The following is a 19,376-nucleotide window of genomic DNA, read 5'->3' on the forward strand; positions in this document are numbered from 1 at the left end:
AACAAAAGTTCCCTGTTAAAGTGTCGAAGTTGCAGTGTCAGGTTGAGAGGTGATCTTGGTATCTTGCGCTGGTGTGCCCGGTACCGTCGGTGTCAGACGATGACCGCGTTCGCCGTCAAACCAGTGGGCCGCAGCGCCAGCCCAACTGAGCGAGACTTCTGTCCCGGGCGAAATTTCAACGCGACCGGGCAGGCGGGCGGTGGCCCCATCCGTTCCCGGGATCGCAACAAATACAAATGTCTCGGCCCCCAAAAACTCGCTGCCGGTAACGGTCGCCGGGATGCCCCATGGATGGTCGTTCTGCCCGGTCGACAGGATCAGGTCTTCGGGACGGATGCCAAAGGTCAGGTGATTGGCATCAAGGCCATCGGGAATGACCGAGGCAGGCAGGGCATTGGCCGGGATTAGCGTCATCGGCGGGCTTCCGACAAATCCGGCGGCAAAGGCGGTGGCGGGTTTCAGGTACAAGTCGGCGGGGTCACCAACCTGCTCGATCCGGCCGTCTTTCATCAGAATGACGATGTCGGCCATGCTCATGGCTTCGGTCTGATCATGGGTGACATAGACAACCGTGATGCCAAGGCGTTGTTGCAGGTCGCGGATATCCTTGCGCACGGCATGGCGCAGCTTGGCATCAAGGTTTGATAGCGGCTCATCCATCAGGCACAGCGGATGACCGGCAACGATTGCGCGCGCCAGTGCAACGCGCTGTCGCTGCCCACCGGAAAGCTGGGCCGGTTTACGGTCTTCATATCCCTCAAGGCCGGTCACACGCAGGGCATCGGCCAGACGGGTCTTGATTTCGTCCTTTTGGGTTTTGCGGACCTTGAGGCCAAAGACGATGTTTTCGGCAACACTCAGATGCGGGAACAGGGCATAGGACTGAAACACCATCGACAGACCACGCTTGGAGGGCGGGGCGCTTGTGACGTCCTTGCCATCAATCGCAATGGTTCCCTGATCGGCGGTTTCAAGCCCGGCAATCAGACGCAGGGTTGTCGACTTGCCACAGCCCGATGGCCCCAGCAGGACGACAAAGCTTCCGCGCGGAATGTCGAGTGACAGGTCATGCACGCCGTTGCCGCCGTTAAACACGCGCGACACAGAATTGATGCGAATAAAGGGGGGCTGGTTGGTCATTCGTAACTTTCGCTTTTGGCAATTTGCAGACGCGCGCGAACGTCTTGGCGGTCAAACAACGGATCGAAAACGCCGCCGGGCACGCCATCAACCACGATCAGGTCGGGGTCGGTCAGATGACCGCCCTTGGCCGGGGCCGGGCGGCCGAATTTGGATTGATCGGCAACAAGGATGGATCTGCGGCAATTGGCGGCAATCGCCTGACGAAGCGATACTTCGCGATGGTCGAAATCGGTAAGCGTTCCGTCCGGCTCAATACCGCCGACGCCAAACAGGCCGTAGTCGACCTTGTACTTGTTAAACATCAGTTCCGCCTCGGGACTGATGACATCGCGATCGGGCAGGCGCAGCGTGCCACCCGGAATGACAATCCGGTTGCTGGTATTGTTGCCCAGCGCCATGGCGGCATTCATGTTGTTGGTAATCACGGTCAGATGGCGATGATCGACCAGATTAAGCGCAACCAGTTCAAGCGTGCTGCCAATCCCGATCAGGATCGATGCCCCGTCGGGGATCAGGCTTGCGACATGGAGCGATATGGCATGCTTGGCGGCGATATTGGTGACCTGTCGGCTGTCATAGGACAGGTTCATGCCAGGTTCGCCAGCATATTCAACCCCGCCATGGCGACGGCGCACCAGATTGGCGTCGCTGAGCATATTGACGTCGCGCCGCACGGTTTGCGGGGTAACGTCAAAATGTTCGGCCAACTTGTCGATAGAGACAAAGCTGTCACGGCGCAGGATGTCGATGATGTCGCGCTGTCGCGTAGAAATATTCATTTGATCGTTCAATTTGTTGTTTTGAACATTGAAGCGATCATACGCGGCTTCGTTGTCACTAAGATTTCAGAAGCGTGACATTCATATGAATATTCAGACGGTTACGAACCGCGCGGAAATTATGGGGTTTTAGGGCGATGATCAAATGAACACCGTTCCCGGATCATCCATTTTGCACGGGCGTGTAACAAAAGCACCGCCGCGCGGTATGCGTGGCGGTGCCTATTCGGATATGATTGAAGGTTGTCCGTAGTTTACGATCTTATCGAAACACTAGCGATTGGTGCGCGCCAAACCCGGCCATGACACCGGCGGCCGACGCCAAGGTTGCATTGTGACGTGCAGTTGCGGCATCACCGGCGGCAAATACCCCCGGCACACTGGTTTCCTGACTGGGATCAACAGCAATGAACGGACCCTGCGGTCCTTCATCAAATCGGCATCCCAGCATCTCGGCAACCGGGTTTGGCATGGAAACGGTTGGGCCAGCGAAAATGGTTTGAATATGCAAAGTGCGCCCGTCCGCCAACCGAACACCATCAATGACCGGTGCCTTGCCCAGAATTTCGACAATTGGCGAATGTTCGATTGTGATGCCACGATCACGCATGGCCAGTACCATGTCGTCATCGGGCATATGTTCAGACTGGCTGAAATAGGTGGTCGGTCCCCAGTCAGGCAGCATCATTGCTTGATGGCTTGATGCTGGCATGGTCGCGATGACACCGATCTGACTATCGCGCACTTCATAGCCATGGCAATATGGGCAATGCAAAACCGTTTTGCCCCAGCGTTCGGCAAGGCCGGGAATATCGGGCAGGCTATCGCGTACGCCGGTGGCCAGAATAATACGCCGGGCTTCAAGGGTGCTGCCATCTGCAAGTTTCAGTCCAAACAGCGGATCGGATGCATCTCGAAGCGTGCAGGCCATGGCGTCGGTGACCAGCCCGCGACGAAAATCAACAGTTTCATAGCGACAAAGCTGATCAATGGCGGTAGTGCGAATTTCGGCCGGGGTTTTACCGTCATGACCCAGAACTCCGTGGGCGGTGGTCGCAAAACGGTTACGGGGCTCTCCGGCATCAATCACACATATATCGCACCGGGCGCGCGCAAGCTGCATCGCTGCCGAAAGGCCGGCGAACCCGGCCCCGATAACGGCGACGTCATATTGTTTCTTGCTTGCCGTGGTTGATTGGGCAGCAGAAGGGACATTTGGTGACATTGCATTTCCTCGTCAAACATATGGATGTGTTTCATGTAACTTTATAAGTATCGTGATATCAACGAGTCAAAGGACTTCGAAACTTTTGTTGTTGCGAGATGTGCCAAGTGCTACGAATTGCTGGAAATCAAACCCGCATCAGGAGTTCGCAATGCGCCGTGACAGCCGACTTTCGCGCATGCTGCATGTTCTTATTCATATGGACCGGATAGACGGTGCTGCGACGTCTGATCAAATCGCGCAGATGCTTGGGACAAATCCGGTGGTGGTGCGACGAACCATGGCGGGGCTTCGCGATGACGGGTATGTGCATTCGGAAAAAGGTCACGGTGGTGGCTGGGTTTTGACCAGGCCCTTATCGGAAATCACAATGCTCGATATACATCGCGCCATTGGCAATCCCGCTTTCTTTGCCGTTGGAGTTGCTGTCGATCATCCGGAATGCCTTGTTGAACAGGCGGTTAATTCGGCACTTGGCAGTGCGTTCGAGGCTGCTGAAAAACTGCTGATCGAAAAATTTGCATCTGTCACATTGGCCGATCTGGCCGATGAATTTGATCAGCGCATGGCAAAGATTGCCGATAAACCAACCTGCGAGCTTTCCCGTTAATCTTCATTCGAGCTGAAGTATCGGTTCTTCCAGTGGCGTGGTTGCAGCAAAAAAAAGCCCGGTCAGGTGAGGCTGGCCGGGCTTTGGTCAGGTTATTTTGCCGAGATCAGAAAAGCTTTTCGCGCGGGTCAAAGCGCGGGGCCGGTTCGGCGGCAAGCTGTTCAAAGATTTCATCGAGCGTGTTGGCCACGGTATAGAGGTTCTTGTGGCTGGGGCGGGCGAAGCCTTCGTCGATGATGGCGTCAATCATGTCAAAGCACTTGTCCCAATAACCAAGCGCATTGAGGAACACCATCGGCTTGTCATGAATGCCAAGCTGGCGGAGCGTCATGGCCTCGAACGCCTCATCAAGGCTGCCAAGCCCACCCGCAAGGGAGACAAACGCATCCGAGCGACGGAACATCTCGACCTTGCGTTCATGCATGGATTTGCAAACGATCAGTTCGGAAAGGCCGGTATGGCCGACTTCGATATCGTCAAGATGGGCCGGGATGATGCCTACGACCGATCCGCCATTTTGCATAACGCCATCTGCCACGGCTCCCATCAGGCCGATCCGGCCGCCGCCATAAATCAGCGTGATGCCGCGTTCGGCCATCATTTTGCCAAAGGCGATGGCATTTTCCATGTGTTGCGGATTCTTGCCATCTGAAGCACCGCAAAAGACACAGATTGATTTTACTTTTGTCATGGCGACCTGCCTTTTGTTTCTTGTTTCGCAGGTAGCGGGGCCGCGCATTTCTGAACGAAACCCCGTACGGAGAGGGACCTTAACCGATCCGATCGCATCTGTGGCAGTAATTTCCGCATAGCAGCATCTGAAATTTATCGATCGTGCCCTGATTTGTTCGCCTTTGGCCGTAATCTTGCCAATTGGCTATGGCATTGACGGCCAAGCCGCCGAAGGCCGCAGATCGTGCGCTTTTTGTCGCAGGGTTAACAAGTTCTGAACCTGATTGTGGGATGGGTAATTCTCACAGCAGGAAACTGCGTTAAGCATATTCATAAGAAGAAGGCAGGACCGCCCAACGTGTTTGTCGATAGTCCATTCATTCTCGCCATTGTGATATCGGGCATTATCGCCGCCGTTCTGATGCTGGCCTTGTGGCTGGGGTTGGAACGTTCCATCGCGCGTCGCCTTGTTCTGGGCGCGATCATTCCGGCGGTTGCCGTGGCCGTGCCAGCAGCCATCGGGCTGCCTGAAACCGCACGCGGTGGCGTGGGCGCAGCACTTTTGATGTTGGTGCTTGGCGGTGTCTGTGGCGCGATCATGGATATTTCGCGACTGTCGGAACGCATATCGTTGGGTGTTGCCGGGCTGACCCTGCTTTTGGGCGGCTGGTTGGTGCTGGCGGCACCAATCCGGGGGCTTTCATACCATCCCGGCGCGATCCAGATTTTTGCATGGTTGGCATTTTTGATCGTCGGCGGCTGTTTCCTGTGGGTGACCCGCCCGGATTTCTCCGAGGATGACGATGACGGGGCCAAACCCGCCAAAGGCAGGAAAGCCAAAAGCACCAAATCAAAATCCGGCAAGTCGACGATGGATGCCAAAAGCGATACCGAAACAATCGTGAAACCCGGCCCGATTGCGGTTTTAATGACGCTGGCCCTGGGGCAGGGGATCATCGTTCATCTGTTTGGTCTTGCCGATCATGTTGTGTTTCAGGCGGCCTTGACGGTGGCATTGTTTGTCGCGCTGATTTCTGAAAAGGCAGCGCCGCAATACCGGGTGGCGGTTTGGCTTGGTGTTGTTGGTGCGCTGATGTCGGGCGCGGCAAGTGCGATGATCATGGTGCCGGCATCCTGCCTTGCCTTTGCGGTGTTGCTTCTGGTGGTTTCAGCACGTCAGTCCTCGGTCAGGCTGGCGGCGCATCTGCCCACCGATAACCCGGCACAGGCGGCACTTTTGGGTATGATGATTCGGGTGGGTGTTCTGGCCTTGCCGTTGATCATGGCCGCCCTTGTGGCTTATGTCGGGGCGGAGATGGCGGCCAGAAGCCTTTGACCTCAAGGGTGTTTGAGCTGAGCGGTCTTGCTCTCTTCATCTTTGCCTAACGGTTGCGATGTATCGTTTGTAGGTTACGTTATGGAAACTGCACGTACAAAGTAGTACAAGTTTCTAATTAACGTGCTCGCACGGGTTGTTTGAGGGGAATATGGCAAGCAATTTCAGTGTCTTGAGCATAAGAGTTATAAACATAAACATCGTTCAAGGATATTTCCGGTGAAGCGACCCTATATCCTCGTCATTGTCGGCGTTGTACTGATCATTGCAGCGATTGCGCTGAATTACATGCTGACCAAGAGTGCGGATGAAGAAACCGCACCGGCAGTAACACAGGCGCCTGCGGTTACCACCGAGACGACGCCAAACGAACCGGCGTCTGAACCGGCCACTGACGCACCTGCGATCACCAATCCAAGCTTTGATGTCGTGCGCATCGGCCCGGACGGAAATGCCGTCATTGCAGGCCGCGCCGAACCCAACAGCACGGTTCGCATCCGCGAGGGTGAAGAAGTGATTGGCGAAGCCACGGCCGACGAACGCGGTGAATGGGTCGTATTGCCAAACAAGCCGTTGGCCAGTGGCGATCGGGAATTGTCGCTTGAAGCCGAAGACGCCACCGGGAATGTTTCCAAGGCAGATGACAAAGTTGTTGTCCTGATCCCAGAGGAAAAGGCACCGGCAGCCACCAATGAACAAAGCGGTGAAACCGGCGAGACCACAGGAACCGCCGGGGCCACCGACAGCGAACCGGCAAGCGAAAAGCAGCCTGTGATCGCGCTTAAGGTGCCATCTGATGGTGACGGTGCCGTTACCGTAATGCAGGGACCGGCACCCGAAGCCGCAGCGGCACAGCAAGAAGGTTCTGATACGCAAGACGCGACCCTTCCGCGTCTGTCGATTGATGTTGTCGACTACGATACCGAGGGCCGCGTTGCAATGTCGGGCAAGGCCGACCTTAATCACACAGTTCGGGTTTACCTTGATAACAACCATGTTGGCACCGCGCCGGCCGATGAAAACGGCAACTGGGCACTGACCATCGGGCAGCCGATTGAGCCGGGCAACTACACGCTGCGCGCCGATCAGCTTGACAGTTCCGGCAAGGTGACCGCACGCGTTGAAATTCCGTTCGAACGTGCGCGGCCAGACCAAATTCTTGAGCCGGGTTCACGTTATGTCGTTCAGCCGGGTAACAGCCTGTGGCGGATTGCGCGCAGTACTTATGGCGAAGGCCTGAAATACTGGGTGATCTATCATCAGAACCGCAACCAGATCCGCGATCCTGATCTGATTTATCCGGGGCAGATTTTCGCACTGCCGAACGAAGAAAATCAGCAATAAGCATCACTTTTCTTTGCGAGGGGCAAAGCACATGGTAAGTGTGTTTTGCCCCTTTTAAGTTTGGGGCCAAACAGTTGAACGCGGGTTGCGTTGCCCATTGTCATCACTAGATGGTAGGAAGGCGCCCGCACGGTACCATGCGTACCAAATTGATACGCCCAACCATGGCAACCAGGGAATAAAGACTTTGAAATCCGTTCTTGTGCCGATCAATCCCGAAGGCTGGAAATTCGTTGCGATCTTTGCGGCGATCACTGTGGGCTTGTTCCTGATTGCGGAACCGCTGGGCTGGATCGGCGTGATCCTGACACTTTGGTGCGCGTACTTCTTCCGCGACCCGGATCGCATTACCCCGACCGATGAAAATCTGGTGATTTCCCCGGCAGATGGCCGTGTTTGCATGATTTCGCAGGCACCGCTGCCCAAGGAACTTGAACTTGACGACAAAACCCCGCGGACGCGTGTGTCGATCTTCATGAATGTGTTCAACGTTCATGTGAACCGCTGCCCGGTCAATGGCGAAATCGTTGGCGAGGCCTATGTGCCCGGCAAGTTCGTCAATGCCGAACTTGATAAGGCATCGGAAAACAACGAACGCCAGATCCTGCTGGTGCGTGACAAGGAAGGCCGCGAGTTTGGTGTTGTCCAGATCGCTGGTCTCGTTGCACGTCGCATCCTGTGTGATGTCGGCACCGGTTCGCAGCTTAAGGCGGGCGAACGTTTCGGTCTGATTCGCTTTGGCTCGCGCGTGGATGTTTACCTGCCCGAAGGTGTGTCACCCAACGTGATTGTCGGTCAAACCACGATTGCCGGTGAAACTGTTCTTGCCGATGTTTCGGCCAAGGGCAAGGAAGCCGCGGTCGGGGAGATCCGCTAATGGCAGGCGGCATCGATCCCATTCGTCGTCCACGTCGCTTCAAGGCGCTGTCGCTGACACGGCTGGTGCCCAATGTGGCAACGATAATGGGCATGTGTGCCGGTCTGACTTCGATCCGCTTTGCGATGCAGGATCGCTGGGAGGCCGCCGTTGCCGCCATTCTGATTGCCGGGATCATTGACGGTCTTGATGGCCGTCTTGCCCGGATGCTTAATGCATCCAGCCGCTTTGGCGGTGAACTCGACAGCCTGTCGGACTTTGTCTGCTTTGGCGTCGCACCGGCGATGATGCTGTATTTCTGGTCGCTGCATGAATTTGGCGGCATTGGCTGGGCGTTGTCGCTGCTGTTTGCGGTTTGCATGATGCTGCGTCTGGCGCGCTTCAACACCCAGATGCTGGGCGAACCGGAATTGCCGACATGGGCCTATCGGTTCTTTACCGGGGTTCCGGCCCCGGCGGCCGCCGCCCTTGCGATGTGGCCGATTGTCCTGACCTTCCAGTTTGGCGAAGGCATCTTTGACAGTCCGTATATCGTAGCCCCCTATGGCGTGATTATCGCGGGTTTGATGGTGTCGCGTTTGCCGACCTTCAGCTTCAAGAAGGTCAAGGTGCCGCGTGCCTGGGTGCTGCCTTTGATGTTGGCATTCGGGGCGTCGGTGGCGTTTCTGGTGTCCTCGCCGTGGCTGACGCTTTCGGTGATTGCCGGGGTCTATTTCATTACCTTCCCGCTTTCCTATCGTTCCTATCGCCGTATGGGTGTCGAGAACCAGCAGGAACAGGACAAAGCGGACGAGGAAGATGATGATGGTGAACCCGATGATGATCCCGACGAGGGACTGAACCGCGTCCACCAGAACTGATCAAAAGATCAAAAGACCAAAACAAAAGCCGGCATCTTTGCCGGCTTTTTTGTCATTGCGCCGATGACGGGCGGTATTCCAGACGGGTTTCGAAATGCTCTGCATGGATATATTGATCGCGTGCGGCATAGAACCATTCCCGGTCACTCGCACCAAGCCAGTCGGCATAATAGTCGGTCCAGGGCATGGTCGGATGTGCATCAACGATGGCATTGATGGCTTCAATGGCCTTTTTGCCAGCTGGTGTTTTTGCACAGCCAATAGTGGCCTCAAGCAAGGTTGTGTTTCCGGCAATCGGCAGGGCCTTTATCAAAAGGTCGGGCGTTTGGGACCGACGGTAAAATTCCGCCTCGGACGGGAAATAGAGTGTCCAGTCAATTCGTTTGAGATCAAGCATCCGAACGAACTTGGTATCTTCGGCGACCTCCATGATGCGGTCTGTATTGCGATACCGGTTCAACTGCCCGTCAACCAGCGTCCCGTAAGCGCGCCCAATTCGAACCGCGGTTGCAAGTTTCTCGTCTTTAAGAAGGTCCTCAATCCTGATGTGGCCTTCTTCGTTGAGATAGGGCGCAAAACGGGCCTCATCCTCGGCGCGGATAACGATCGAGATCGGCAAATGCAGTAGAATGGTTTTGGCAAACGTAATATAGGTGCGCCGTTCCGGCGTCGGGATCAGCGTGGTTGAGCAGCGTAATTCACCATCGCCACTTTTCATTTCCGCCAGAAGCCGGGCAAGGGGCACATGCATAATGCGATGCTGATACTGTGAAAGTCTGGATGCGAACCAGTTCTGGGTATCGGCGGCATAGCCGCTGAGTTCGCCGTAATCCTTGATGAATGCCGGGGCAAAGGACGGGACCGCCCAGATCAGGGATTGGTCGGACACGGCATTTTCCGCCGTCGCCCAATGGGGGGCAAACGCGCCTAACGCGCAGACAAGTCCAAATACCTGTGATCGCGCTTTATGCCAAACAGCCCATACCATACAGATCCTTTGTTTCCGGCGGAAAACAGTTCTCGATAACCATTCTAAAAATACGCCCGGAAACATTAGGAAAGTGTGTATTCCGGCCTTCGCAGACGTAGAAAGAGGCGAAAAATTAAATGATTAAGATGTTTGAATGCAAAAGGTTACATCGCGATTAAACCACACGGCTTTGATTGCCGGCTTGAAGAAAAAGTAACCGGCCCCCTGGGGAGGGGGCCGGTATAACCGCACGGCGGGGTCGGGGGAAAAGTCGCGCGGCTATTGGGTTAAAGGGATCGATTATGCAGTCGGACCTGATGGCTTTGTCCTGTTGCGTCCGAACCGCGAGGAGACGAGCGATTTCAGTCGAGTGCCAACTGATGTCTTGCGCAGACGGTTGGCAATCTTGTGGCGCATCATCAACGCACAAGGCGTAAAGATCAGGGTCAAAGCCGTCGCAAAGGCCAAACCAAATGCGATCGAGGTCGAAAGCTGTACCCACCACTGGGTGGACGGTGCCCCAACCGTGACTTCACGAGACGTGAAGTCGATATTGATCTGCATGACCATCGGCACCAGACCAAGAATGGTCGTCACCGTGGTCAGCATTACCGGACGCAGACGCTGCGCACCGGTTTGCAGGATGGCGGCCTCGATACTGCTGGCGGTGTGTTTGAGCCGGTCAAAGGTATCGATCAAAACGATGTTGTTGTTCACAACAATCCCGGCCAGTGCGACAACACCGATGCCGTTCATGACGATCGAGAAAGCCTGCCCGGTGATCATCAGACCAAGGAACACACCTGCCGTCGACATGATGATGGCGATCATGATCAGAAGCGAGCTCGAGATGCTGTTGAACTGGGTGACCAGAATGATGAACATGATGAAAAGGGCCACCGTAAAGGCGTTCATCAGGAAGTCTGCCGATTTCTGCTGTTCTTCATCCTGACCCTTGAATTCGACCGATATGCGCGGATCGATATCAAGGGTCTGCATCCATGCCTTGACCTCGCCAAGCTTGGTGTCGACCAGAACGCCTTCCTGCACATCGGCCTTGACGGTCAGGGCGCGGCGGCTGTCAACACGGGTCAGCGTGCCGGTTTTGGGTTTGGGGGTGCGCGTGATGAAGTTCGACATCGGCACCAGACCCTTGTCGGTCACGATCTGCAGGTTTTCGAGCTCGTCGAGGGAGCGATACTTGGCCGGGTAACGCCCGACAATATCGATTTCCTCGGTTGAATCATCGGGACGATAGGTCGTGAAATTGATGCCGTTGGTCACCAGTTTGACGACATTGCCAATCTGGTTGATATCAGCACCAAATTTCAAAGCCTGGGCGCGGTCGACTGTGTATTCCCAGTCAATGCCCGGGGGCGATTTGCCGTCTTCGAAATTGTACATGCCGCCCATTTCCTGAAGACCGTTGACCAGAATGGTCGCCGTTTCATCAAGAAGCTCAGGATAGTATGAGCGAAGCTGGATCTGGATGTCCTTGCCCTGCGGCGGACCGGCTTCTTCGGCGCGGACTTCGACGTGAATACCGGCAAGGTCGGCCGTATCGGCAAGGATACGTTTTTCAATCTCGCTTGCGGGCGGGCGCATTTGCCAATCGGCATATTCAAGCTGAACCGTGCCGATCACGTCCTCGGATGCCTCGTTGCCACCGGCACCATCGCCGGAACGGGCATAGACCGTATCAAACCAGTGTTCGCCTTCGTGACGGGCATCAAGGGCAAGGATGCGGTCCTCGACCTCTTTAAGCAGGGCATCCTGTTCGTAATAGGACAGGTTGCCGCGTGCCCGGACCTGAACCACGGCGACTTCGGGTTCAACCGCCGGGAAGAACTCAACGCCCTTGCCAAGCTTGCCAAACGCCACCCAGACCGAAATCAGAATGATGAACGCCGCCGGGATCACCAGCCAATAGAAGCGAAGCGATCCGCTGAGAATACGGACATAAAGCCCGGTGCCGCCTTTGACCTTGTGGATGTCATCGCCATGATCGGCTGCGATGGCCTCAAGGCTTTCGTTGCTTTCGCTGCCCGGTTTACCAAACCACGCGCCCACGGTCGGCACAAAGATCAGCGCCATGGCAAGCGAAGCGGTCAGCGTGAACAGAACCGTAATCGGCAGGAATTTCATGAACTCGCCGACGATATCGGGCCAGAAGGCCAGCGGCAGGAAGGCTGCAAGGGTGGTTGCGGTTGACGCAATAATCGGAAGCGCCATGCGTTTTGCCGCCAGCGGATAGGCCTTGCTGCGATGCAGGCCGTCGATCATCTTGCGGTCGGCATACTCAGTCACAACAATCGCACCATCGACCAGCATCCCGACGGCCAGGATCAGACTGAACAGAACAACGATATTGACCGTCATGCCCAGCGCCCAAAGGATCAGGATCGCGGTCAGGAACGAGCCCGGAATGGCAAGCCCGACCAGAAGACCCGACCGCCAGCCCAGCGCCCAGATGACGACCACCATCACCAGCAGGATCGCAAGGATCACGCTGTTCTGAAGGTCGGTCAGCATGGTGCGGATGTCAGATGACTTGTCCTGTGAATAGCTGATTGTCAGGTTCGGCGGGAATGCTTCCTGTGCCTCGGCGGTGACCGCCTTGATCGCATCAATGACTTCGATGATGTTTTCGCCGACACGTTTGGATACTTCAATCGCGATGGCCGGTTCGCCGTTAAGACGCGCAAAGCTTTTGGCATCCTTGAATGTCCGGCGCACGTCGCCGATGTCGCGGAACCGAATGACGGAATCGCCATCAACGATCAGCGGCATATCAAGAATGTCATTTATGCTTTCAAACAGGCCGGGTACCTTGATGTTAAAGCGCCCCGTACCGGTATCGATCGCACCGGCCGCCACCAGCGCATTGGAATTGCGCACAAGACTGACGATGTCGATGCCATTCAGGCGATAGGCCTCGATCTTCATCGGGTCGATGATGAATTCGACCAGTTCTTCGCGATCACCGGCAAGTTTGGCTTCAAGCACCGCAGGCAGGCCTTCGATGGCGTCTTTCAGATCGCGCGCCATGCGCAGAAGCGCACGTTCGGGCACGTCACCCGAAAGGGTTACCACGAGAACCGGGAACAGCGACAGGTTGACCTCGTGAACTTCGGGGTCGTCGGTGTCTTCGGGCAGTTCGGATTTGGCGATGTCAACGCGTTCGCGCACATCGGCAAGGGCTTCGTCGATATCGACGTCGGAATAAAATTCAAGCGTCACCGATGCCCCGTCCTGATAGGACTGGGAGCTCATTTCCTTGACACCTTCGATGGATCGCAATTCCTGCTCCATCGGGCGCAAAAGAAGGCGTTCGGCATCTTCCGGCGATACGCCGTCATGATGCATGGTGACATATAGAACCGGAATTTGAACATCCGGGTCGGCTTCCTTGGGGATGGCGTTATAGCCAACGGAGCCCGCCAGAAGCAGCAGGATCAAAACCAGAATGACGGTGCGCGATCGATTGAGCGCGTGATCAATCAGGGACATTTTTTATCTCCTCATGATACGCGCTATTGCGCGGAGTTTTCCGAAAGGGTCGGGCCGGTATCGTCAGACGCCGTCGAAGGTGCTTCATCATCCTGCATGATCGGAAGACCATCCTTGTCGGTTTCAAGGTGGACAACCTCAACAGTTGCCCCTTCCTTGACCCAGTCATGGCCGACAACGATCAGTTCAAACGTGTCGGGCAGACCACCGATCCAGATCCGGTCACGATTGCCGCCCTGCAATTCGACAGGCAGGAAATCGACCTTGTTGTCATCGACAATGGCGCGGACGCCAAGTTCACCCTCGTCATTGAGCGTCAGGACGGACGGCCTTACCTGATGGGCCCGTTTGATGCCGACCGGAATTTCAAGTTCGGCGGTCATACCATCAGGAATGCGCAGATCAGGATTATCAATTTCAACCTCGACCCGGAAGGTACGGGTGTCATTGTCAGATGCCCGGGCTGTGTAACGGACGATGCCGTCATGGGTGCTGCCGTCAAACAGGGTGACGCTTGCCAGTTGGCCAAGGTCAATCGCGCTGATCGAATGCTCGGGAACATGGGCAACGACCAGCATCGGGTCACCCTGCATCAGGGTTGCAACCCGATCCCCAATCGACAGAAGGTCACCGACCTCGGCCGGGCGTTCTTCGACGATGCCGTCAAACGGAGCGCGGATTTCGGTATTGCCAAGCTCGGTGCGCGCAATCATCAGGTCAGCGCGCGCTTCTTCAAGCAGGGCAAGTGTCTGTGCCACACCGGTTTTGGAGCGATAGTTCTTTTGGGCCAGACTTTCGGCGGCGGAATGCTCAAGTTCACGCTGTGCGACCAGCGCGCGCGCCTTGGCAACACGGGCCTGACGGTCGCCGGTATCAAGGCGTACGATCAGATCGCCTTTCTGAACGGCCTGGCCCTTGATCGCACCAACTTCAATCACGCGTGCTTCGGTTTCGGCGCTGATTTCAACAGAAATGACCGCCTCGGTGCGGCCTGTGATGCGCAAATGATCGACGTGATCCACAGCGTGGCTGGTGATGGTACGCACACTCGCCGTTGTTTTTGCGGCCTTGTTTTCAGTGGTCGCATCTGAGGCGCTGGTCTGTTCCGTCGTCTCATCACCACCCGTCAAATAGGCGCTGCCGATCCATACAACGGTCCCAACGACCAAAAGAATGGCGATCAGGCGTGAAGCATTCATTGTTCTGTTCCCTCAAATATTCCGCTATCGGAATGCGTCAGTGGCTCTGTTGGGCACGTCTTGCGCACAGCGTTCGGTTTCGTCCTAGGACTTGTTGGCCTTGCGCGCCTTTAACTCATCAAGCAGGCCCTGCTTGTTTTCGCGAATAAACTTCAGCGTCGCATTGCACATGGCCTGCCCCAGTCCGGCAACAAAACAGCATCCAGGTCTGAGTTCGCCGTTTTCATCGCGGGCATTCGATTTTTGATGCGCCGGTTTGTCGGTATTTTCCGGATCGATCTGCTGGCTCATCAATTCATGACGGGCGGCAAATTCATCAATCAGCGCCTCGGTCAGTTCAATCGGCATTTCTTCGGCAAAGGTCAGCATGAACAAAATATCGGAACGATAGCGATCCTCGGCCGGTCTGGTCTGCAACAACGTGCGCAGGAATGTGCGACGTCCTTCGGATGTCAGCTGATAGATCTTCTTGTCCGGTCTGTTTTCCTGTTCATGTTCAACAAATGTGACCAGACCGTCCTGAGTCAGTTTGGTCAGGGCCGGATAGATCGAACCAAGGGACGCGATTTGAAAATGGCTGAATGTGCCATCTTCAAACATCTTGCGGATTTCATATCCTGTTGCCTCGCCGCCCATCAGGGCACCCAGACATAAAGTACGTACGTCCATCTTGTGTTCTGTATCCTTATCTACGCATCCGGGACTGAGTATGCCGCGGCGGGGGAAGGTGCCAAAGCGACTATATCAATCCGATATATATCGAAATATCATATATCAATTCGATATAGTCAAATAAATATGATGGAACCTTTTGTGACAGCCCTTCAATCTGGACGAAGCATGTTTGGTTCGTGTTACAACATCATTGTTGTGATGATCGGCCACAGGGTCGGGGTATCGGTGGCCATCGGGTGATCACTTTCGCAAACTCGATCCCGGGCGGCGTCCGCCTGTGCATAATCGGACGCCGATAGTGTCCGGCTGTGTATATTGAAACGATATAGTTGATCGGGCCGGACATTGTTCGTCGTCTGAAGATCCATCTGAAAAATCAGGAGCATGCCGGAATGACCGGTTGGACGTATTATGTAAGCGCTGTGGTCGCAGCCGTCGGCGTCGTGCAGGCGGTGTTTCTGTGTCTTATTCTGCGGTCCGAAGGTTCGCGTGCCTTTGGGGCCAACCGATGGATGATGCTGTTTATTGCTGCTGTTGCGCTCAATCTGATTGAGGATGTGGCTGAACCTTTGGTCTCGGCCGATATGGGCGGGTTGCTTGATCTGTTCTTTAGTCCGATCAATTTTGCAATTGCGCCTGCGGTCTACCTTTATTTTCGGGAAATTTCGGGCAACCCGTCGCGCCGCCCGTGGGGGCATTTCATCTTGCTATTTGTGGTGTTTAACCTGACCGCGTGGGTTGTCACACATAATGGTGGTGGGACCGTTTGGGCGGGGCAATATACAATCGCGGAATTCGTTGATGCCTTTAGCTGGGGTACGATCTTTATCCAGATAACGATATATATTGTTCTGTTGTGGCAGGTGGCTTGCCGCTATTTGCGCAAGACCGAAGAACAGCTTGGTGCGGATCGCAAGGCCATGCAACGCTGGATTGGCGTGGTTCTGGGTGGCCTGACCTTCGTGTTTGTTACGGTCGCGGTAAGCAAGATTGTTGAGCTTTACTTGCCCGATAATGCCGAAATGTTTGGCACCGAGATCGCGTTTGCGCTGGTGCTGTTTGCCATGAGTTATGAAATCGCCACGCAGCCGGCCGTGTTTGTCATGGCTGATTGGCCATCAGATGATGCCTTGGATGATGCCAATGAAGCCGGCGATGTGCAAAGCCAAACGGTCATGTCGCCAGACGAAAATGCGCCCGTGCAAACAGCTCGGACGGATCATCGTGCGCATGACGATACGACCCCGCGTCCGTTGCTTGATCCCGATGGTGTAGACCGGGCGTTAGCACGCCTTAAAGACATTCAGGCGCGTGGGGATATTCTTCTCGACCCGCTGGTGTCCTTGCCGAAACTGGCGCGTGCGGTTGGCATAACACCCAATCAGCTGTCCTATGTGCTTAATCATCATGTCGGCAAAAGCTTCTTTGATTTCGTCAATTCCGCGCGTATACGCGAAGCCCGGTCCGTTCTGGTGCTTGAGCCCGATCGTACTATTCTTGATATCGCGCTCAGTGTCGGGTTCAATTCGAAATCGACCTTTAATCTTGCCTTCAAGAAAATCACTGGTGAAACCCCCAGTGCCGTGCGTGAAGCCAGGGCAGGAAATGCCAATAATGGTGAGCAAGCCGGGCTCCAAAGCCTCACAGGAAAATCATGATTAACACTACGCTTGGTTATCTTGATGTGACAATCGCTGTCATTGGGCTTCTACAGGGCGGTTTTCTGTGCCTTTTGCTAAGATCGGAAGGTGTTCGGGCATTTGCGGCCAACCGATGGATGATCTTGTTTCTTTGCTGTTTGATGATCAATCTTCTTGCTGATATCGGTGATAATTTCAGTTCTGAACAGGTTCGGGATTTGATCGTTCTGTTTTCCTTTCCCTGCAATTTCCTGATTGGCCCATCGATTTATCTATATTTTCGAGAATTATCAGGCACCCCGGAGCGCGCCCCATGGGTGCACTTCCTCCTGCCGGCGTTGGTTCTTAATTTGTTGGTCGTGCTTTTTGCCGTCGACGGGTTAAGTGGCGAGGCCTCAGTCGGTTCTCTTGCTTTCCTTATCGAAGGCATCAAAGGCCTTTGTTGGGTGGCGATATTTTTGCAGGCCTGTTTCTATATCTATCAATTATGGATGCTGTCTCAGGTTTATTTCCGGCAAGTTCAACAACAGCTGGGAGTAGGCCGTCGCGTGATTCAGCGATGGGTATTTGTTATTTTCGGCGGGGTTTGTTTGATCTTTGTGACGGTTTTTGTCAGCCGGGTGGTCGCTTTTTATATACCCGAGCAAATGGCAATGACCGGAACGGGTATTGCCTTTGTGCTGGTTCTTTTTGCGATGAGTTATGTGATCGCAACGCAGCCTGCGCTATTTGTCATGGCCGATTGGCCGGAAAATATCAAAAGATCTGCAATCGCAGACGGCGTCTTTGATAACAAGCGGGCGCAAGATCAAGAAAATGGCATGGGTGTTGGTGTTGGTGTTGGTGTTGCTTCGTCTTCGGAAGCTGCGCGATCACTGCTTGACGAGGACGCTTTGCAAAGGGCTTTGACAAAGCTCGCCGAAATTCGGTCTCGCCGCGAACTGTTACTTGATCCTTTGGTGTCTTTACCCAAACTTTCCCGGGCTGTTGGTGTGTCTCCCAATCAGCTTTCCTATGTGCTTAATCGTCATCTTGGGCAGAACTTTTTTGATTACGTCAATAGTGCACGTATTGAAGAAGCACGTGCAGTTCTGGTGTTGGAGCCCGAAAGGACGATCTTGGACATTGCACTCAGCGTAGGTTTCAACTCGAAATCGACCTTTAATCTTGCCTTCAAAAAGATTACCGGAGAAACACCGAGCGCCGTGCGCGAAGCAGCGCGCCGGGGATCAACGCTTGCTGCCGATGCGTCCGAACCGCCAATTACAGGACCGGATCAACAGCATTGGACGCCAAAGATCGGGTGATCGCGGATGCTGTGGCCTCTTTTTCCCAAGGGGGCATACATGCTGCAACCACGCTTTATCATTCAAGCCAATTTCAATTCTGCAACAGACGCGCACGCGGCGAAAGATTTACAGCGCATTCAGCGCTACCGAAAATGGACGCTTCGCGTTGGTGTTGTGCTGCTTTTGGCATTGGTTTGTTTTACCCGTGCAGGATTTGATCGCAACAGTGTCTGGCACCACACCATCCAGGTTATCGGGATGATGGCGATCATGGTCTGCATCGTGGGGCGGGGCTGGTGTTCGCTTTATATTGGCGGGCGCAAAAAGACCGAACTGGTGATGTCCGGTCCCTATTCGATGTGTCGAAACCCGCTTTATGTTTTCAGCTTCATTGGTGCATTTGGTGCCGGTGCCCAGACCGGCAGTATTGCCATCGGGTTGGTCTCTGCTGTTTTGTGCTGGGCGGTATTCCGGCATGTGGTGTTGCGTGAAGAAGCCATGCTGGCGGAACGGTTTGGCCGGGCATTCAAACGCTATGTGAATACGGTTCCGCGTTTTCGCCCGACATGGTTCCGCTGGCGTGACGAGAAAGAGATTTTGTGCCGACCGGCCCTGTTTTTGGCCACCACCCGCGATGCGATGTGGTTCTGGATTGCCATTCCGGTGTTGGAAGGTGTCAAACTTTTGCAAGATCACGGGTGGCTGACACCGGTATTCTGGTTGCCATAAATCCATGATCCTATGCAGGGCAGAGGTGTTGGGACGCGATCGCTTGATAACGTTCTCTGCCCGGGGTGCTTTATGCTGCCCCCTTTCGGCTTGGCATGCCGTCAGGCGGCGGCGTTATCCGTTGGCCTGCCGCCAAAGGATTTGATCATTTGATTGCGTTCATCTTCACGCAACGGATCTGAATCAAGGGCAAGGGCGGCTTCAAGCACCTGCGGTTCGACCATCAGGAGGTCGATGCCATCCTTCATGTCCTCCTTCGCCCAGAGATGGACATGGCATTCCAGCTTGATGTAGCTGCGCATCGCAGCATCGGGATCAAGTTTTTCAAGGGTGTCGACTTCATACTCGCCAGGCGAAAGCAACCCGGGATGGCCGGTCAAGTGGAACGGATGAAAGAACGTCACCGTACGATGGGTTGTGCGGGTTATGCTCATGATCATGGCTCCTTCGAGCATCCGGAAGATGACCTTGAAGGTGCGGATCTGATTTTGTTTTGAGTGTTCACCCCTTTGGGGCGG

The 19,376-nt window shown here is 54.9% G+C and carries 17 protein-coding genes; 8 read left to right on the forward strand and 9 right to left on the reverse strand.

Annotated features, from left to right (window positions below; translation table 11 throughout):
• Positions 1-15: 15 nt before the first annotated feature.
• The 3 genes from B2T33_RS01285 to B2T33_RS01295 form a co-directional block, all read right to left on the reverse strand.
• Complete coding sequence (locus B2T33_RS01285) at positions 16-1,140, reverse strand: ABC transporter ATP-binding protein (protein WP_286790956.1); 1,125 nt, start codon at positions 1,138-1,140, stop codon at positions 16-18.
• A complete protein-coding gene (locus tag B2T33_RS01290) occupies positions 1,137-1,922 on the reverse strand; it encodes a DeoR/GlpR family DNA-binding transcription regulator (protein ID WP_286790957.1) in 786 nt (261 codons plus the stop codon). The genes B2T33_RS01285 and B2T33_RS01290 overlap by 4 nt, the downstream gene beginning before the upstream one ends.
• A 262-nt stretch (positions 1,923-2,184) precedes the next feature.
• The gene (locus tag B2T33_RS01295; RefSeq protein ID WP_286790958.1) at positions 2,185-3,147 is read right to left on the reverse strand and encodes an NAD(P)/FAD-dependent oxidoreductase; all 963 of its coding nucleotides are present in this window, start codon (positions 3,145-3,147) and stop codon (positions 2,185-2,187) included.
• Between the two features lie 151 nt (positions 3,148-3,298).
• On the opposite strand from B2T33_RS01295, the gene B2T33_RS01300 reads away from it, so the two are divergent.
• The gene (locus B2T33_RS01300; protein WP_008890312.1) at positions 3,299-3,757 is read left to right on the forward strand and encodes an Rrf2 family transcriptional regulator; all 459 of its coding nucleotides are present in this window, start codon (positions 3,299-3,301) and stop codon (positions 3,755-3,757) included.
• 106 nt (positions 3,758-3,863) lie between these two features.
• Here B2T33_RS01300 and B2T33_RS01305 read toward each other — a convergent pair whose 3' ends face one another.
• Entirely contained in the window at positions 3,864-4,448 is a 585-nt protein-coding gene (locus tag B2T33_RS01305; RefSeq protein ID WP_286790959.1) for a TIGR00730 family Rossman fold protein, read from the reverse strand.
• A 339-nt stretch (positions 4,449-4,787) separates the two neighbouring features.
• Between B2T33_RS01305 and B2T33_RS01310 the strand changes: the two genes are divergently transcribed.
• The 4 genes from B2T33_RS01310 (at position 4,788) to pssA (ending at position 8,846) form a co-directional block, all read left to right on the forward strand.
• Positions 4,788-5,765 (forward strand): hypothetical protein, encoded by a 978-nt coding sequence (locus B2T33_RS01310; RefSeq protein ID WP_286790960.1) that lies wholly within the window; start codon positions 4,788-4,790, stop codon positions 5,763-5,765.
• A gap of 219 nt (positions 5,766-5,984) precedes the next feature.
• Complete coding sequence (locus tag B2T33_RS01315) at positions 5,985-7,109, forward strand: Ig-like domain-containing protein (RefSeq protein WP_286790961.1); 1,125 nt, start codon at positions 5,985-5,987, stop codon at positions 7,107-7,109.
• 148 nt (positions 7,110-7,257) lie between these two features.
• Complete coding sequence (locus B2T33_RS01320; protein ID WP_083952836.1) at positions 7,258-7,986, forward strand: phosphatidylserine decarboxylase; 729 nt, start codon at positions 7,258-7,260, stop codon at positions 7,984-7,986.
• A complete protein-coding gene (gene pssA / locus B2T33_RS01325; RefSeq protein WP_063087647.1) occupies positions 7,986-8,846 on the forward strand; it encodes a CDP-diacylglycerol--serine O-phosphatidyltransferase in 861 nt (286 codons plus the stop codon). The genes B2T33_RS01320 and pssA overlap by 1 nt, the downstream gene beginning before the upstream one ends.
• A 52-nt stretch (positions 8,847-8,898) precedes the next feature.
• Here pssA and B2T33_RS01330 read toward each other — a convergent pair whose 3' ends face one another.
• The 4 genes from B2T33_RS01330 to B2T33_RS01345 form a co-directional block, all read right to left on the reverse strand.
• Positions 8,899-9,735, reverse strand: coding sequence for a transporter substrate-binding domain-containing protein (locus B2T33_RS01330; RefSeq protein WP_286790962.1), 837 nt, complete (start codon positions 9,733-9,735; stop codon positions 8,899-8,901).
• Positions 9,736-10,116: 381 nt separating this feature from the next.
• Entirely contained in the window at positions 10,117-13,326 is a 3,210-nt protein-coding gene (locus B2T33_RS01335; RefSeq protein WP_286790963.1) for an efflux RND transporter permease subunit, read from the reverse strand.
• A 23-nt stretch (positions 13,327-13,349) separates the two neighbouring features.
• Positions 13,350-14,525 (reverse strand): efflux RND transporter periplasmic adaptor subunit, encoded by a 1,176-nt coding sequence (locus B2T33_RS01340; RefSeq protein WP_286790964.1) that lies wholly within the window; start codon positions 14,523-14,525, stop codon positions 13,350-13,352.
• Between the two features lie 84 nt (positions 14,526-14,609).
• Positions 14,610-15,194 (reverse strand): PadR family transcriptional regulator, encoded by a 585-nt coding sequence (locus B2T33_RS01345; RefSeq protein ID WP_063087656.1) that lies wholly within the window; start codon positions 15,192-15,194, stop codon positions 14,610-14,612.
• A 398-nt stretch (positions 15,195-15,592) separates the two neighbouring features.
• On the opposite strand from B2T33_RS01345, the gene B2T33_RS01350 reads away from it, so the two are divergent.
• The 3 genes from B2T33_RS01350 to B2T33_RS01360 are packed head-to-tail and all read left to right on the forward strand — an operon-like array spanning position 15,593 to position 18,858.
• A complete protein-coding gene (locus B2T33_RS01350) occupies positions 15,593-16,858 on the forward strand; it encodes a helix-turn-helix domain-containing protein (RefSeq protein WP_286790965.1) in 1,266 nt (421 codons plus the stop codon).
• Complete coding sequence (locus B2T33_RS01355; protein WP_286790966.1) at positions 16,855-18,147, forward strand: helix-turn-helix domain-containing protein; 1,293 nt, start codon at positions 16,855-16,857, stop codon at positions 18,145-18,147. The genes B2T33_RS01350 and B2T33_RS01355 overlap by 4 nt, the downstream gene beginning before the upstream one ends.
• A 39-nt stretch (positions 18,148-18,186) precedes the next feature.
• Positions 18,187-18,858 (forward strand): methyltransferase family protein, encoded by a 672-nt coding sequence (locus B2T33_RS01360; RefSeq protein WP_286790967.1) that lies wholly within the window; start codon positions 18,187-18,189, stop codon positions 18,856-18,858.
• Positions 18,859-18,959: 101 nt separating this feature from the next.
• Here the strand turns inward: B2T33_RS01360 and B2T33_RS01365 are convergent, their stop codons facing one another.
• Positions 18,960-19,292 (reverse strand): hypothetical protein, encoded by a 333-nt coding sequence (locus tag B2T33_RS01365; RefSeq protein WP_286790968.1) that lies wholly within the window; start codon positions 19,290-19,292, stop codon positions 18,960-18,962.
• Positions 19,293-19,376 lie beyond the last annotated feature (84 nt).

Origin of the sequence: Thalassospira sp. UBA4513 (genome assembly GCF_002388495.1) — a bacterium.
GTDB lineage: Bacteria > Pseudomonadota > Alphaproteobacteria > Rhodospirillales > Thalassospiraceae > Thalassospira > Thalassospira tepidiphila.